The organism is Melaminivora jejuensis (assembly GCF_017811175.1).
In the GTDB taxonomy this organism is placed as follows: domain Bacteria; phylum Pseudomonadota; class Gammaproteobacteria; order Burkholderiales; family Burkholderiaceae_C; genus Melaminivora; species Melaminivora jejuensis.
Window position 1 is genome coordinate 2,043,284 of record NZ_JACWIJ010000002.1, and the last position, 16,037, is coordinate 2,059,320.

General features: G+C 69.5%; 14 protein-coding genes. 3 read left to right on the forward strand and 11 right to left on the reverse strand.

Going from position 1 to position 16,037, the window contains the following annotated elements; all coding sequences use genetic code 11:
- Nucleotides 1–63: 63 nt before the first annotated feature.
- The 7 genes from IDM45_RS09705 to IDM45_RS09735 form a co-directional block, all read right to left on the reverse strand.
- Nucleotides 64–486 carry a BLUF domain-containing protein gene (locus IDM45_RS09705; protein WP_209422659.1) on the reverse strand — a complete coding sequence of 141 codons (423 nt, stop codon included), beginning with the start codon at nucleotides 484–486 and terminating at the stop codon, nucleotides 64–66.
- Between the two features lie 43 nt (nucleotides 487–529).
- Nucleotides 530–1,267, reverse strand: coding sequence for a GTP cyclohydrolase I (gene folE, locus IDM45_RS09710; protein WP_209422660.1), 738 nt, complete (start codon nucleotides 1,265–1,267; stop codon nucleotides 530–532).
- A gap of 142 nt (nucleotides 1,268–1,409) precedes the next feature.
- Nucleotides 1,410–2,642, reverse strand: coding sequence for a cardiolipin synthase ClsB (clsB, locus tag IDM45_RS09715; protein ID WP_209422661.1), 1,233 nt, complete (start codon nucleotides 2,640–2,642; stop codon nucleotides 1,410–1,412).
- Between the two features lie 27 nt (nucleotides 2,643–2,669).
- On the reverse strand, nucleotides 2,670–3,440 hold the full coding sequence (locus IDM45_RS09720) for an endonuclease/exonuclease/phosphatase family protein (protein ID WP_209422662.1): 771 nt from the start codon (nucleotides 3,438–3,440) through the stop codon (nucleotides 2,670–2,672).
- A 24-nt stretch (nucleotides 3,441–3,464) separates the two neighbouring features.
- Complete coding sequence (gene nudB / locus IDM45_RS09725; protein WP_209422663.1) at nucleotides 3,465–3,938, reverse strand: dihydroneopterin triphosphate diphosphatase; 474 nt, start codon at nucleotides 3,936–3,938, stop codon at nucleotides 3,465–3,467.
- Between the two features lie 46 nt (nucleotides 3,939–3,984).
- Nucleotides 3,985–5,427, reverse strand: coding sequence for a hypothetical protein (locus IDM45_RS09730; protein WP_209422664.1), 1,443 nt, complete (start codon nucleotides 5,425–5,427; stop codon nucleotides 3,985–3,987).
- 29 nt (nucleotides 5,428–5,456) lie between these two features.
- Entirely contained in the window at nucleotides 5,457–6,452 is a 996-nt protein-coding gene (locus tag IDM45_RS09735) for an AraC-like ligand-binding domain-containing protein (protein WP_209422665.1), read from the reverse strand.
- A 343-nt stretch (nucleotides 6,453–6,795) separates the two neighbouring features.
- Here IDM45_RS09735 and IDM45_RS09740 point away from each other — a divergent pair, with 343 nt between their 5' ends.
- The 3 genes from IDM45_RS09740 to IDM45_RS09750 are packed head-to-tail and all read left to right on the forward strand — an operon-like array spanning nucleotide 6,796 to nucleotide 11,506.
- A complete protein-coding gene (locus IDM45_RS09740) occupies nucleotides 6,796–7,566 on the forward strand; it encodes an Lcl C-terminal domain-containing protein (RefSeq protein WP_209422666.1) in 771 nt (256 codons plus the stop codon).
- Nucleotides 7,567–7,622: 56 nt separating this feature from the next.
- On the forward strand, nucleotides 7,623–10,169 hold the full coding sequence (locus IDM45_RS09745; RefSeq protein ID WP_209422667.1) for a DUF1566 domain-containing protein: 2,547 nt from the start codon (nucleotides 7,623–7,625) through the stop codon (nucleotides 10,167–10,169).
- Nucleotides 10,064–11,506, forward strand: coding sequence for a hypothetical protein (locus IDM45_RS09750; protein WP_209422668.1), 1,443 nt, complete (start codon nucleotides 10,064–10,066; stop codon nucleotides 11,504–11,506). The genes IDM45_RS09745 and IDM45_RS09750 overlap by 106 nt, the downstream gene beginning before the upstream one ends.
- Nucleotides 11,507–11,644: 138 nt before the next feature.
- On the opposite strand, the gene aspS is transcribed toward IDM45_RS09750, so the two are convergent.
- From aspS to IDM45_RS09770, 4 genes are all read right to left on the reverse strand, one after another.
- Entirely contained in the window at nucleotides 11,645–13,450 is a 1,806-nt protein-coding gene (gene aspS, locus IDM45_RS09755) for an aspartate--tRNA ligase (protein ID WP_209422669.1), read from the reverse strand.
- A gap of 105 nt (nucleotides 13,451–13,555) precedes the next feature.
- On the reverse strand, nucleotides 13,556–14,191 hold the full coding sequence (locus tag IDM45_RS09760) for a DUF502 domain-containing protein (protein WP_209424069.1): 636 nt from the start codon (nucleotides 14,189–14,191) through the stop codon (nucleotides 13,556–13,558).
- 21 nt (nucleotides 14,192–14,212) lie between these two features.
- On the reverse strand, nucleotides 14,213–14,500 hold the full coding sequence (locus tag IDM45_RS09765; RefSeq protein ID WP_209422670.1) for an FmdB family zinc ribbon protein: 288 nt from the start codon (nucleotides 14,498–14,500) through the stop codon (nucleotides 14,213–14,215).
- A gap of 83 nt (nucleotides 14,501–14,583) precedes the next feature.
- Nucleotides 14,584–16,035 carry a high affinity choline transporter 1 gene (locus IDM45_RS09770; protein WP_209422671.1) on the reverse strand — a complete coding sequence of 484 codons (1,452 nt, stop codon included), beginning with the start codon at nucleotides 16,033–16,035 and terminating at the stop codon, nucleotides 14,584–14,586.
- Nucleotides 16,036–16,037: the final 2 nt, after the last annotated feature.

A 16,037-nucleotide genomic window follows, 5' to 3' on the forward strand; every position in this document is an offset into this window, starting at 1 on the left:
GGGCCGCGCGGGGGCGACGCCGTGCGCTGTGCGTTATGCGTTGTGCGCCGGGCCTGGGCAGCCTCAGGCGCGGCCGATGATGGATGCCGTGGCCATGAGTTCCTCCAGCAGCGCGAACGACACCCGGCCCGAGGCGGCGTAGGGGTCGAACTCGGGCCGCTCGGAGTATTTGAGGACGATGGAGTGGTTCAGCCGGGCCAGATTGACCTGCCCCATAGTCCAGCCGCCGAAGCGCCGCTCGGAGATTTCCTCGAACGACAGCAGCTCCACATCCTTGTGGCGCGCGTCGCGCTGGATGTGGCCGAACAGCTCGCTCACCGCCCGGCGTCCGCCCTCGATGGCTTGCAGGAAGACGCCGCCGCCGTGGCACAGCACCCCGGTGATGCCGCTGGCCGGGTTGTGCTGGCGCGACTGCGCCAGGATGGCTTCGATGGCGGCGGGGGACGTGTCCACCGCACGGCTGACGTAGAGCAGACGCACCAGCATGGCTCGGCCTCCTTGAAACGGCTGTGTTGCCTGACAGTGTGCGTCAGTTGCGCCCCGGGATGAGCGAGAGAAATTCGCGCCGCAGCGTAGGGTCGGTGAGAAACACGCCGCGCATGACCGAGTTGAGCATCTTGCTGTCCATCTCGCGCACGCCGCGCCAGGACATGCAAAAGTGGCTGGCCTCCATGACGATGGCCAGGCCGTCGGGCTGGGTCTTGTCCATGATCAGGTCGGCCAACTGCACCACGGCCTCCTCCTGGATCTGCGGGCGGCCCATGACCCAGTCCACCAGCCGCGCGTACTTGGACAGGCCGATGACGTTGGTGTGCTCGTTGGGCATGACGCCGATCCAGATCTTGCCGATGACCGGGCAGAAGTGGTGGCTGCAGGCGCTGCGCACGGTGATCGGGCCGACGATCATCAGCTCGTTGAGGCGCTCGGCGTTGGGGAACTCGGTGATGGGCGGCGCCTCGGCATAGCGGCCCTTGAACACCTCGTTGATGTACATCTTGGCCACGCGCCGCGCTGTGCTGCGCGTGTTGTGGTCGCCCTCGGTGTCGATGACCAGGCTGTCGAGCACGCCCTGCATCTTGGACTCCACCTCGTCGAGCAGCAGCTCCAGCTCGCCCGGCTCAATGAACTCGGCGATGTTGTCGTTGGCATGGCAGCGCTGGCGCGCGGCAGCCAGGCGCTGGCGGATACGCACGGAAACGGGCGTACCCTCCTCGGGCGCGGCGTGGTGCTCGGCGGCGGCAGTCAGATCAGGCAAAAGAGCAGACATGGGGCGGCATCGTAACAGTGAATGACACAACAGGTTTTTTTGGTGTTTTTGGCCTCAAACCCTTATGGGACAAGCGCTGAAAGCTATATAAAAGATAGTAACCCACACCTGGGCAATCAAGCACGCGGCGGCAGGTGCGGCATCAATAGCGGTTGCCGCTGACCCACAGGGCGGCGCGCATACAGCCAAAGGCAATGCGGTCGAGCGCGCGCACGCGCCAGGGCCGGCTGGCATAGACCTGCGCGTCCAGGCGCTGGCCGGCGTGCTCCATGGCCTGCACCAGGCGCGCCCGCAGTTCGCGGGCAAAGGCGCCGTCCTTGACCACGACGTTGGCCTCGCGCGCCAGCAAGAGCGACAGCGGGTCGAGGTTGCTCGAACCCACGGTGGCCCAGGGCCGGGCGCCGTGGGCATCGATCACCGCCACCTTGGCGTGCAGAAAGCTCGGGGCGTATTCGTGGATTTCCACGCCGGCGGCCAGCAGCGCGCCATAGACCGGGCGCGCCGCGTGGTACTGCATGAAGTACTCGTAGCGCCCCTGCAGCAGCAGTTGCACGCGCACGCCGCGTGCGGCGGCCAGCTTGAGCGCGCGGCGCAGCTTGGCGCCGGGAATGAAATAGGCGTTGGCAATGATGATCTCGTGGCGCGCGCGCCCGATGGCGCGCCGGTAGGCGCGCTCGATGCTGGCGCGGTGGCGGATGTTGTCGCGCAGCAGTAAAAGCGCGCGCATTCCCTGGCCGTCCTTTTGCGCCTGCCGGCCCTTGAGCTTGGCGGCGCGAGCGGCACGCCAGTCGGCCAGCGCCAGGCCCAGGCGGCGCTGGCGCGCGTCCTGCCCGGCCTTGAGGTTCCACCACAGTTGCTCCATGGCATCGCTGGCCTGGCCCACCAAGTGCCCCTGCACGCGCACGGCAAAGTCCAGGCGCGGCGCGGCCAGCCGGCCATGGTTGGGGTCGTGCCAGTCATCGAGCACGTTGATGCCGCCGCAAAACAGCACCTGGCCATCGACCACGCACAGCTTGCGGTGCAGCCGGCGCCAGCGCCGGGGCAGCAGCAGGCCCAGCGGCCCCAGCGGCGAATAGACCTGCAGCCGCACGCCGGCCTCGTCGAAGGCCTGGCGCCAGTACGCCGGCAGCCGGCCCGTGCCGAAGCCATCGACCACCAGGTGTACGCGCACGCCGCGCCGCGCCGCGCGCACCAGCGCCTGCGCCACGTCAGCGCCGCTGCCGGTGGTGTCGAAGATGTAGGTCTCGAACTGGATGTCCGACAGCGCCGCATCCATGGCCTGGACGAGCGCCGGGAAGAACTCCGCCGTGCCCTGCAGCAGGGCCACCTGGTGGTTGGCGCGGCGCGGGCGGGGCCGGGCGGCGGGCGCGGGCATGAGCGCGGGCGTGGGGCGCACGGCCGCTCAGAGCTGGAACTCGGCAATCAGCGGCAGGTGATCCGACATGCGCCACCAGATGCGCCCGCGCGGCACCTGCAGCGACAGCGGGCGCAGGCCGCGCACATAGACGTGATCGAGCTGCACCAGCGGCAGGCGCGCCGGATAGGTATAGGACTGCGGCGCCTCGTCGTACTCGAACAGGCCAAAGCCGGCCAGCATGTTCTTGATCTGAAAGCCCCAGTCGTTGAAGTCGCCGGCCACCACCAGCGGCGCATCCGGGGGCACCTCGCGCTCGATGAAGCGCTGGATCTGCGCCACCTGGCGGATGCGGCTGCCAGCAATCAGGCCCAGGTGGACGCAGATGGCGTGTACCGCGCGGCCCTCGACCAGCACCTCGGCGTGCAGCAGGCCGCGCTGCTCGAAGCGGTGGTCGGAGATGTCCTCGTGCTGGTGGCCGACCACCGGCCAGCGCGTCAGCAGTGCGTTGCCGTGCTCGCCGTGGCGCGTGTAGGCGTTGGTGCGATAGACCGCCTCGTAGCCCTCGGGCGCCAGGTATTCGGCCTGCGAGACTTCGGGCCAGCGGTCGAAGTACAGCGCCTCGCGCCGGTTGACCGAGCGCACTTCCTGCAGGCAGACGATGTCGGCGTCCAGTTGCTCCACCGCCAGGCCCAGGTTGTGGATCTCCAGGCGCCGCGCCGGCCCCAGGCCCTGCACGCCCTTGTGGATGTTGTAGGTCGCCACGCGCAAGATGCCGCTGTGGCTGTGGGAGAGGTCAAGCGCGGAGTCGTCGGTCATCGGGCAGGGGTCAACGGGTGTGGATCAACGGTCAGGACACGAGGCAAGGCGCGGCAGCCAGAGGATGGCCTCGGCATTGGAGGGCGAGGCGCAGCGATCCGCCGCCGCGCGCCAGTCCAGCCAGGCATATGCCGTGTGCTCGCGCGGGTTCAAGGTGACCGGCGTGCCCGGCGGCACGCGCAGGCCCAGCACCCGCTCGGTGTTGTGCCACACGCCCGGCGCGTAGCGATGCTGCCACTGTGGGTAGATGGTATAGACGTTCGTGAGGCCCCAGTCGGTCAGACGGCAGCCCGGCGCGCTGGCGTCGATGCCCGTCTCCTCGGCCACTTCGCGCACCGCCGTATGCCGCCACGACTCGCGCCGCGTGTCCTTGCTGCCGGTGACCGACTGCCAGAAATCCTGGCCCTGGTGCGGCTCGGTGCGGCGCAGCAGCAGCACGTCGAGCTGGGCGGTGTGGATGATGACCAGGACGGACTGGGGGATCTTGTGGGCAGTCATGGCTACGGGCTGCGGGATGTGTACGCCGGACGCACAACGCACAACTTCACACCAGCTGCGTGACCCGGTAGTGGTTGTCCGGGGTTTCCTCGCGCTGCGTTTCGCGGTGCTCGACCAGGCGGATGAACACGCGCAGCGCAGCCTGGCTGTCCTCGCGCAGGGCGCTGACCAGCTCGCCCTGCACGGCGTCGATGGTGGTGCGGCGCAGGCTGTCTTCCTGCACGCGGTGGATGTCGTGGTTGCCCGCCTCGGGGATCAGCATCCCCTCGTTGCGCGCCTTCAGCCAATGCGCCGTGAGCTGCGCGCGCTGGGCCTGGACGACGCTTGCATCGCCCTCGTTCCTGCCGGCGCGCAGCTCGGTCTCCTGGCTCAGGCGGTAGGCCGCATGTCCCGTTTCGCTGACCGCGCCGAAGCGGTTGGTGCGCACCGTGTCGCCGCTGAATTCGGCATCGAAATCGGCCAGGCCGCTGACCAGCTCGCGCACGCGCGCCGGCAGCGTGGCGGCCAGCTGCACCGGCTTGCCTGCCGTGGCCGGGCTGTCGGCCGGCGATACGCCGTGCAGCTGCGCCAGGCCGCTCTTGAACAGGCCGACCAGCGCCGCGCCGGCGTGGCCGCGCTCGGCGGCAGCATCCACCTGCTCCAGCAGGCGGGCGATGGCTGCCTGGCGCTGGCCACCGGCGCTGGCAGCCAGCGGCGTGGCGCCATCGACCCGCACGGCCAGCCGTCCGGACGCGCCCTCCAGCGCCAGGCGGCTCTCGGCGTCCGACAGGTGCAGCGCAAAGTTGCGCAGCGCCGGCTTGTCTGCCGCCGGGTTGCTCACCTGCAGCTCCAGGCGGGCGAACAGGCTGCGGTCGGCGCCCAGCAGCTCTTCGAGGTCGAGCACTGGCTCCTGGCCATCGCCCAGACCGGCCAGCACGCGCTCCACGCCGCCGGACAGCGCGGCCAGCGCCTGGCGCTCGGCAGCGCCCAGCGGGGCGGAGCTGTCCACCTGCACCTGCAGGCCACGCACCGCGCCGGGCTGCGTGCCGTCGTTGCTGGCGATGGACAGTTGAATCGTCTGGCCGCTGCGCGTGTGCAGCTGCAGGCTGACGCTGACCGCGCCGCGCTGCAGGCCGGCCAGTTGCTGGGCCAGCGGCAAGGCCGGGTCAGCCGCCGTGATCAGGCTCTGGGAATAGCCTTCGCCGGTGGCCGCCAGCTGCCCCAGCAGCGCCCCGGACAGGCCTTTCCAGGTATCGGCCAGGCGTGCGCCGATGGCGTGGCTGCTGCCCTGCAGCAGGCGGCTGATGGCGTCCTGCGGCGGACGCTCCCAGGCGGCGACCGGCGCGATGGCAGGCCTGTCGTACACCAGCGCTGGCGCTGCAGCCGCCACGCCCAGGCGCAGCACGGACGACGGGCCGCTATCGGGCGCGTGCGCAGCCGGCCCCCCCGCCTGGGGGCGGACAGCGGGGGCGGCCACTGGCAGGGCAATAGGGGCAAGAGAAACCGTCATGGCCATAGGATGCACCAAAAAACTGGCTGTCACGACTGCGCCAGGGTCTGGCGGGGCGTCTGGCCGAAGGCCTGGCGGTAGGCGCGCGAGAAATCGCCCATGTGGGTGAAGCCGAAGCGCATCGCCGTCTGGCCGATCAGGCAGGCGCTGCCGCCCTGCTCCAGGGCGCGGCGCACGGCCTGCAGGCGCTGCAGGCGCAGCCACTGCAGAGGCGAGTGGCCGCACTCGTCCTTGAACAAGGCCTGCAGATGCCGCACCGACAGCCCGCAGTGGCTGGCCACCAGGGCCACCGGGATGGCCTCGCCCAGGTGCTCCAGCATGTAGGCCTGCGCGCGCTGGACGGCGCGGTGCGCGGCAGGCGGCGGCGCCGGCCACAGCTGCGCGGCCCGATCATGGGGCTGGTGCAGCAGCAAGGTGGTGGCCAGCAGTGTTTCGGTCTGCGCCAGCAAGGCCGCCTGGGCGGCATCGCCGCCCGGCCCCAGGCCTGCGCAGCGCACGATCCACTGCAGCATGGGCAGCAAGGCCTGCCAGGCGTTCAGGTGCAGGGCGATGAGCGGCTCGAAGCACACCGGGGGCGCCTCGTCCTGCGCCAGCAGGCGGCACCAGGCATCGGCCACGGCGCGGCGCTCCAGGCGCAGCAGGATTTGCTCGTAGTCGGGGCTGGCCGAAAAATGAAAGCGCCGCCCGGGGCTGACGATGGCCGCCACCTGGGGCGAGACCTGCAGCTCGCGCCCGTCGAAGTGAAACGCCGCCCGCCCCTGGGTCGGCAGCACCAGCAGGTAGTAGCCCTGCAGCTCGCCCGGATCGACCCCCACCTCGGCCCCGTAGCCATAGCGCAGGCGCAGCAGCGACAGCGCGCCACAGGGCAGCGCCTCCAGCCGGTTGTGCCGGATGCGCCCGCGCAGCACCCGAAAGCGCGCGGCATTGAGCACGTCGCAGATCAGCGGATGCGCCCGGTCGAAGTCGCCGGTATCGACGATGCAATGCTGCCCGAACGGCACGCTGGCAAACAGCAGATGGTGCATGGATCAGTCCTGGCCCCGGGGGGCGAATGTGCAGGGGTGTGCAGGCCGGCAATTGTCCGGGACAGGCGGCGCGCCCAAGTCCACGCTTGCCCGATAGCAAAGCACGCACAGCCGATATACAGCCGCGCCGGCGCTGGAAAGAATCAAGCCACCGCGCCCTGGCTGGCGGCCTGCGACTCCCCGCCCGCGCTCGCCAGGCCGCTTTCTCAAGCCCGTTCTGTCTGGCAAGCAGATGCAAAAATTGCTATTCAAAATATAGCTGTCATCGCTTGCTGGATAAGGGTTTGATGCCGATTTCATTCATTTTTCACGGCTTTCCAAGGCTTGTCCAAAGGCTTGATTCATGCGTTTTTCCATTCTCTGGCTGGCCATCACTGGCGCTGTTGTCGGCGCTGGCCTCGGCCCTGCCGCGCTGGCCCAGACCGGCCTGCTCAACGACACCGGCGTCAGCTGGAGCGCCAGCGGCGCGGCCAATGCCGCCCCCGGCCTTTGCAGCAACACCCATCCTGAGCGCCAGGACTGCCGGCAAGGGCGCGACGCAGCCACCGACCTGCAGAAAATCGGCAATGGCGCCAAGGGCTTCGACTTCATCAAGATCGCCCACAGCGGTATCGAACTGCCGCCAGACGCCACCTTGGGCGATGACGCCAGCGACTGGGCCTGCACGCGTGACAACGTGACCGGCCTGGTCTGGGAGGTCAAGACCGCCAGTGGCCTGCGCGGCCGCAGCCACACCTATTCCTGGTTCGACAGCGCCAGTCCGGCAGGCAACCCGGGCACGCCCAGCGCCGGCAACTGCCAAACCGCAGGGCGCTGCGACACCGAAAAATACGTGCAGGACGTGAATGCCGCGCCCGGCCTGTGCGGCGCCACTGACTGGCGCCTGCCCACCGCCATGGAGCTGGAGAGCCTGCTCGACCTGGACGGCCAGGAGCCGCAGATCGATACCGATTTCTTCCCGCACACGGATGCCGCGCCCTTCTGGTCTGGCAGCGCCAGTGCGGAGGTGGCCAGCCACGCCTGGACTATGCGGTTCAACCTCAGCACCAGCTACATCGTCCCGGACGAGCGCAGCAGCCCGTACCGGGTGCGGCTGGTGCGCTCCGCGCCATGACAACGCCCGGGCTGCAAGACCGGCCTGACGCCCACCCCTGCCGAGACCTCCTGCTGATGAAATGCCTGCAACCCGTGCCGCTTGTCTGGGCCGCCCTGTGCCTGCTGCCCACCTGGGCACAGGCCGTGGCGTGCAACTACAGCCTGCCGCCCAGCAACCCCGACCACATCTATGCCGTGCATGGCGATGGCACCGTGACCGACACCCGCACCAGCCTGATGTGGAAACTGTGCCCGGAAGGCCAGACCTACCACGGCGGCGGCGGCAGCTGCACTGGCAGCAGTACCGTCATGACCTGGGAGCAGGCCTTGAATGCCGCCCACAACTCCAGCTTTGCCGGCCACAGCGACTGGCGGGTGCCCAGCATCAAGGAGCTGCGCAGCCTGGTCGAGCAATGCCGCACCTATCCCAGCATCAACGAACAGGTTTTTGGCGCAGCATCGGTCCTCAACGCCTGGTCTGGCACGCCTGCGCCAACCCCCTCCGCCCTGCCCGCAAGCTGGAAACTCGCCTATTACGTGAATTTCCAGCGCGGCCTTGTCGCCGGCGAGCAAAGGAGCAGCCAGAAGTCCGTCTGGCTGGTACGTGCCGGCCAATCGCTGGCCCCGGTGCCGCGCCTGGGCGCGGTCTCGCTGGCCGCTGCGCCGCAAGCCACCAGTGCCGTGGTGCAGGGCCACAGCGTGCAAGGTGGCACCGGCTACTGGATGGTCGTGCCTGCCGGCGCACCGGCCCCCACGGCAGCCCTGGTGCAGGCCGGAGCCGGCTATGGCGGCGTGAGCGTGGCGCAACAGGGCAGCCAGCAGATGGCCGCCGGGGCCAGCACCACCATCAGCCTCACTGGCCTGGCCCCCGGAACGGCCTACGACTTCTATGCGGTGGCCGAAGTCGGCGGCCAGCGCAGCGCACTGGCGCACGTCGCCTTCGCCACCCCGGCCCCCATCGACGGCAGTTGCGGCAGCGCCAGTGGCGTGGCCAGCGCCAGTGCGCCCGCCGCAGCCTCGCTGTGCAGCGCCGGCACGGCCACCGCCGTGGCCGGAAATGCCGGCCAATGGCAATGGGGCTGCACCGGCATCGACGGCGGCACCAACACGGCAGCCAGCGCCTGCACGGCCAGCTACGCCAGCCAGAGCCTGTCGCTGAGCGCCACGCCCGCCGCCCTGGTCGTCGGCTCCGCCAGCACCCTGGCTGCCAGCAGCACCGCCGATCTGCCTGTCGAGCTGTCGGCTAGCGGCCCCTGCACGCTCGACGCAAGCACCGCCCACGCCACGGGCGCCGGCAGTTGCACCATCACCGCCCGCCAGGCGGGCACGGGCGACAGCGGCACGCTGCGCTACCTGGCAGCGGCCGATGTGGTGCTGGACATTCCCCTGAGCCCGGCGCCCGTTGCCGGCCAGTGCGGCAGCGACAGCGGCAGGACGGATCTCACGGCGCCCCCAGCCCAGTTGTGCAGCGCCGGCAGCGCCAGCACCCTGGGCGGTAACGGCAGCCCCTGGAGCTGGACTTGCAATGGCCTGCACGGCGGCGGCACGCACTCCTGCAGCGCCAGCCTGCAGACCTACGCCATCGCCGCCAGCGCCAGCCCGCCCACGGGCGGCAGCGTCCAATGCTCGCCCAACCCGGCGGCGCACGGCCAGGACGTCGCCTGCAGCGCCAGCGCCCATGCCGGCTACCGCTTCACCGCCTGGAGCGGCGATTGCAGCGGCGCGGCAGCCTGCGCGCTGACCGGCATCCAGGCAGCGCACTCGGTGCAGGCGCTGTTTGCCAGGCTGCCGGCTTTGGTCAGCCTGCAGGAGCTGGCGGCCACGCCCACGGGGATCAGCATGTCGGTGGTCAGCGACAGCCCGGCCACGGCCTGGTGGCTGGCGGTGGCCGCTGGCAGTACGGCACCCACACCGGCCCAGATCAAGGCGCAGCCGGACGCCTACGGCAACCCTGCGGTGACCGTGCTGGCCAAGGGCAGCGCAGGCCCCCTGCCTGCCGGACAGGCCACGGCCTTCGAGATCGGCGCGCTGCAGCCAGGCACGTCCTATGACCTTTATCTGGTGGTCGAGGATGGTCAGGGCGCGCTGTCGCTACCGGCCCATGTGGCGCTGGCGACACCGGTCGTGGACAGCGTGCCGGATGCTTTCGCCTTTGCTGCGCGCACAGGTGTTGCCCTGTCCACCGTGGTGACCTCCGAAGCCGTCACCATCGCCGGCCTCAACAGCCCGGCAGCCATCAGCGTGGAGCATGGCGAGTACCAGATCGACGCCGGCCCCTGGAGCACCAGCCCGGCCACTGTCGAGCAAGGCCAGAGCGTGCGCCTGCGCCACACCAGCAGCGCCGCGTATGCCAGCAGCAGCACAAGCACACTGACCATAGGCGGAGTGTCAGGCAGCTTCACCAGCACGACCCAGGCGGCAGCGCCCGCACCCGAGCCTGAACCGCAGGAGCCACCCCCGCCCGACCCCCAGGAGCCCCCGCACCAGCCGAGCTGCACATCACCGCCCCCGGCACCGTGCAGCTCACCGAGCCGTCACGGCCCATCGTCATCGCCCCGGGCGCAGGGGGCGCCACGCTGGTGCTGCCGGGCGCGGGCAGCACGCCGGTGGCGCTGGCGCTGACCCTCAACGGCCAGGCGCTGGCCGTGCGCGCCCTGCCGGGCGCGCAGCTGCAGGTGGCGCTGCACCAGGGCGAGGCGCTTTTGGTGCTGCGCGTGCTGCAGGGCTGGGCCGAGTTGACGGCCAGCCGCGCCGGCCAGCCGCTGGTGCTGGCCGGCGCTGTGCTGCTGCGCGCCGCCAGCGCCGGCACGCGCGTCGAGGGCGTGCCGCTGGCCAGCGGCGTGCTGGCGGGTGCGCTGCTGGCGCCGCCGGGCCAGCTGCCCCAGCTGGACGCGCGCGGCCTGCTGGCCGGCGAGCGCCTGCGCATCGACGGCCAGGGCCGGGTCAGCGCCATCGAGCTGGGCACGGTCGGCGCTGCTGGAGGCGGTGCCGGCCCATCTGGCGCTACGGATGTGCCGCCGGGCGATGCGCTGGCGCTGCCCGAGCTGGGCGCGCAGGTGCGCTTTGCCGCTGCCCCGGTGCAGCTGCAGGGTGCGGTGGCGCGGTTGGCAGCAGGTGCGGCAGGTGCGCAGCCGCCAGCCCAGGCCCGCGAGGCCGGCAATGTCCCGGCCAGCGCTGCCGGCTGGCCCGCCGTGCTGCAGCAGCACGCCCGCGCCCTGGCCCAGGCGCTGGCGCTGGCGCCGGGGGCCGCCGCCAGCGTGCAGTTCGACCGCCACGGCCTGATGCTGTGGCGCCTGGGGCCATGGACGGCGGCGCTGGCCCCGCTGGCTGCCGTGCAGATCGACGTGCGCCGGCCCGATGGCCTGGGCTATACGCCCGAGGGCCTGGTGCAGATCGCCCACTCGGGCCTGGTGCTGACGCTGGCGCCCAGCGTGGCCGACTGGCCGGGCCTGGTGCAGGCGCTGGCCGCTGCCGCGCCCCAGGCCAGCGTGCAGCTCACGCCCGAGGGGGTGCTGGTGTTGCGCCTGGACGGTGCGCGCTGGGTGCTGCGCCCGGCGCTGCTGGCGCAATCGGGCGCGCCGCAGCCCGGCGCTTCAGCCGCGCCGGCTTGGCTCGATGCCGACGCCGACGGCACGCTGGTGCTGCAAGGCCCGCACGCGCAGCGCCTGCCCTGGGCGCTGGCCGACTACGCCCGCGCCCGCGCCGTGCTGCACGAGCTCCTGCCCGGCGCGCAGGTGCAAGCCGGCCTGGCGCCCGAGGGGGCGCTGCAGGTGCAGTTGCCAGAGGGCGCAGGCGCCTGGGCGCTGCTGCCCCAGCCGCAGTTGCGCAGCACTTGGCTGGAGCCTGGGCTGGCGGCGCTGTTTGCCGATGGCCAGCGCTGGGCCGTGGATGGCAGCGGCCAGTTGCTGCTGCGCCTGCCTACCGGCGTGCAGGCGCTGGCCATCGTGCCGCTGCCGTGAGGCCGGATTGGCGGCAGGGCAGCGGCCACTGAACCGACTGCCGTCCAGACGAAAAACGCCAGGATGCTCACGCGTCCTGGCGCTTTCTGGCGATGGGCGGCCCGGCTGGTCTGGCGGTTGCCGCCGGCGCGGCGCGCCTTACTGGCCTGGCTGCACGGCCACCGGGTTGCGCAGCCGGATGTGCAGCTCGCGCAACTGCTTCTCATCCACTGGCGACGGCGCCTGCGTCAGCAGATCCTGGGCGCGCTGGGTCTTGGGGAAGGCGATCACGTCGCGGATGGATTCGGCCCCGGTCATCAGCGTGATCAGGCGATCCAGGCCGAAGGCCAGGCCGCCGTGCGGGGGCGCGCCATACTGCAGCGCATCGAGCAGGTAGCCGAACTTGGCGCGCTGGTCTTCGGGGCTGATGTTGAGCGCGGCAAAGACCTTGGCCTGCACGTCGGCGCGGTGGATACGCACCGAGCCGCCGCCCAGCTCCCAGCCGTTGAGCACCATGTCATACGCCTTGGCGATGCAGGCGCCGGGGTCGGTGTCCATCAGATCCTCGTGGCCGTCCTTCGGTGCAGTGAAGGGGTGATGCACAGCCACCCAGCGGTTTTCCTCCTCGTCGTGCTCGAACATGGGGAAGTCCACCACCCACAGCGGCGCCCAGCGCTCCTCGAACAGGCCAGCGGCCCTGGCGAATTCGCTGTGGCCTACTTTCAGGCGCAGCGCGCCGATGGCGTCGTTCACGATCTTGGCCTTGTCGGCGCCAAAGAACAGCAGGTCGCCATCCTGCGCGCCGGTGCGCTGGAGGATTTCCGCGATGGCGGCGTCGTGGATGTTCTTGACGATGGGCGACTGCAGGCCGTCGCGGCCCTTGGCGGCCTCATTGACCTTGATCCAGGCCAGGCCCTTGGCGCCGTAGATCTTCACGAACTCGGTGTAGCCGTCGATCTCGCCCCGGCTGATGGCTGCGCCGCCAGGCACGCGCAAGGCCACCACGCGCCCGCCCTTCATGTTGGCCGCGCCCGAGAAGACCTTGAAGTCCACGTCCTTCATCACTTCGGTCAACTCGGTGAATTCGAGCTTGACGCGCAGGTCGGGCTTGTCGGAGCCGAAGCGGGCCATGGCCTCGGCATAGGGCATCACGGGGAAGTCGCCCAGATCGACGCCCAGCTGCTGCTGGAACACGTCCTTGATCATGCGCTGGAAGATGTCCCTGATCTCCTGCTCGGACAGGAACGAGGTCTCGCAGTCGATCTGCGTGAACTCGGGCTGGCGGTCGGCGCGCAAGTCCTCGTCGCGGAAGCACTTGGTGATCTGGTAGTAGCGGTCGTAGCCGGCCACCATCAGCATCTGCTTGTACAGCTGGGGCGACTGCGGCAGGGCGAAGAACTGGCCGTCGTGGACGCGGCTGGGCACCAGATAGTCGCGCGCGCCCTCGGGCGTGCTCTTGCCCAGCATGGGCGTCTCGATGTCGATGAAGCCTTCCCTGTCCAGGAAGTTGCGCACCTGGATGGCCGTCTTGTAGCGCAGCAGCATGTTGCGCTGCATGGCCGGGCGGCGCAGATCCATGACGCGGTGCGTCAGTCGCGTGGTCTCCGACAGGTTGTCGTCGTCCATCTGGAAGGGCGGCGTGACCGACGGGTTGAGGACGACGAGCTCGTGGCACAGCACCTCGATCTGGCCGCTCCTGAGCTTGTCGTTGGTCGTGCCCTCGGGGCGGGCGCGCACCAGGCCCTTGACCTGCACGCAGAACTCGCCCCGGACATCCTCGGCCACCTTGAACATCTCGGGGCGATCCGGGTCGCACACCACCTGCACGTAGCCTTCGCGGTCGCGCAGGTCGATGAAGATCACGCCGCCATGGTCGCGGCGGCGGTTGACCCAGCCGCACAGGGTGACGGTTTGGCCCAGCAGGGCTTCGGTCACGAGACCGCAATAGTGGGAGCGCATGGACATGGGTGAGGTTTCTTCCTGCGCCCGTCAAGGGCGCGCGACAGTGGAATCAAGGGGATATGGCGGGTGGGCAGGGTGGTGCGCAGGCAACACGCGCGGCTGGCGTCGTCAGGACATGGCCGCGCGCCCGGCCTCGACCGCCAGCGGATCGGGCGGCGCGACGACGCCCATGGAAATGATGTATTTGAGGGCGGCATCGACACTCATGTCCAGCTCCACGCAATCGCTTCGTCGCATCAGCACGAAGTAGCCGCCGGTAGGGTTGGGCGTGGTCGGGACATAGACGCTGACGTATTCATCGCGCAGGTAGGCCGCCACCTCGCCGCTGGGGTTGCCGGTGATGAAGGCCACCGTCCACACGCCCTCGCGCGGCCACTGCACCAGCACGGCGGTGCGAAAGGCGTTGCCGCTTTCGGAAAACAGCGTGTCCGAGACCTGCTTGACGCTCGAATAGATGGAGCGCACCACCGGGATGCGGCTGACCAGCGCATCGCCCCACTCGACCAGCTTGCGCCCGGCGAAGTTGCTGGCCAGCGCGCCCACCGCCAGTAGGATGGACAGCGTCAGCAGCGCGCCGAAGCCGGGAATATGCACGCCCAGCAGGCGATCGGGCTGCCAGGCCTCGGGCAGGATGGCCAGCGTGACATCGAGCGTGCCGACGATCCACACCAGCACCCAGGCCGTGATCACGCCGGGCACGATGACCAGCAGACCGGTGAACAGCCACTTGCGCAGCGCCGCCATGGGGGTGCTCTTTTGCATCAATCAGGTATCAGAAGTGCTTGAAACCGTTGCTGGGCCTGCGCTGGCAGCTACTTTTTCAGGAGCAACAGGGGCGGCGGCAGCTGCTGCAGGAGCGCTGGCGGGCTTCTTGCCGCTGAAGTCGGTGGCGTACCAGCCCGTGCCCTTGAGCTGGAAGCCCGCCGCCGTGAGCTGCTTGACGAAGCTGGCCGCGCCACAGGCCGGGCAGACCGTCAGGGGCGCATCGGACATTTTTTGCAGCACATCCTGGGCATGGCCGCAAGAGGCGCATTGATAGGCGTAAATAGGCATTGCAAAAAAACGCAGGCAGATCAGGCAAAGCCGGCAATTATAGGCAGGGGCGGGTTTTGCCTGCCGGCGCCGCAGCCCCGGTTTCAGTCCAGGCCGGCCACCGGCTGGGCCGGCAGGCGGGTGTTGCTCACCCACTGCGGCGCCAGCGAACCGGCCACCATGCCTGCGAGCGCTGCCAGCACGCCGGCGAGCTGCTGCGGGAAGGCATCGCCCAGCGCCGGCACCGTCATGAACAGCACCCAGGTGCCTATGCCCAGCAGTACGGCGCACATGGCGCCCTGCGTGTTGGCGCGCTTCCAGTACAGGCCGCACACCAGTGGCACGAAGGCGCCGACCAGCGGCACCTGGTAGGCGCCCGAGACCAGCTCGAAGATCGGCGTGCCTTCCATCTTGATGGAATACACCAGCACGGCAATGGCGAACAGGAAGACGCTGATGCGCATGATGCGCAGGTTCTCGTCGTCGCTGATGTAGCGCGGGCGGAACTGGCGCCAGATGTTCTCGGTGAAAGTGACGGCGGGCGCCAGCAGCGTGGCCGAGGCGCAGGACTTGATGGCCGACAGCAGCGCGCCGAAGAACAGCACCTGCATGGCCACCGGCATACGCTCCATGACCAGCGTGGGCAGCACCTTCTGCGGATCATCGTCGAGCAACGTGGCGGTCTGCTCGGGCATGATGATCAGCGCGCTGGCCACCAGGAACATGGGCACGAAGGCAAACAGGATGTAGGCGCTGCCGCCGATGATGGTGCCGTGCGTGGCGGCCTTTTCCGTCTTGGCCGACATGACGCGCTGGAACACGTCCTGCTGCGGGATCGAGCCCAGCATCATGGTGATGGCGGCGCCGAAGAAGAACACCATCTCATGCCAGGTCGGCTCGGGCCAGAAGCGCAGCATGTCGCGGCTGGTCACCAGGTCGATGACCTTGCCCGCCCCGCCCGCCATGTCGGCGGCGAAGAACGACAGCACCAGCAGGCCCACCACCAGGATGATCATCTGGATGAAATCGGTCACCGCCACCGACCACATGCCGCCCCACAGGGTATAGACCAGGATGGACGCCACGCCTATGGCCATGCCCCAGGGGATGCTGATCAGCCCGCCCGACAGCAGGTTGAACACCAGGCCCAGCGCCGTGACCTGCGCCGACACCCAGCCCAGGTAGCTGAGCATGATGATCAGCGAGCAGACGATCTCGATGGTGCGCCCGTAGCGTTCGCGGTAGTAGTCCGAAATGGTCAAGAGCGACATGCGGTACAGCTTGGCAGCGAAAAAAGCGCCGACCAGGATCAGGCACATGCCGGCGCCGAACGGGTCTTCGACCACGGCGTTCAGCCCGCCCTTGATGAATTTGGCCGGCACGCCCAGCACGATCTCCGAGCCGAACCACGTGGCAAACGTGGTGGTGATGATCATGTACATGGGCAGATGCCTGCCGGCAATGGCGAAGTCGGCCGTGTTCTGCACACGTCTGGCGGCCCACAGGCCGATGCCGATGGTGACAAACAGGTAGGCGATCACCATGAAGAGCAACACGG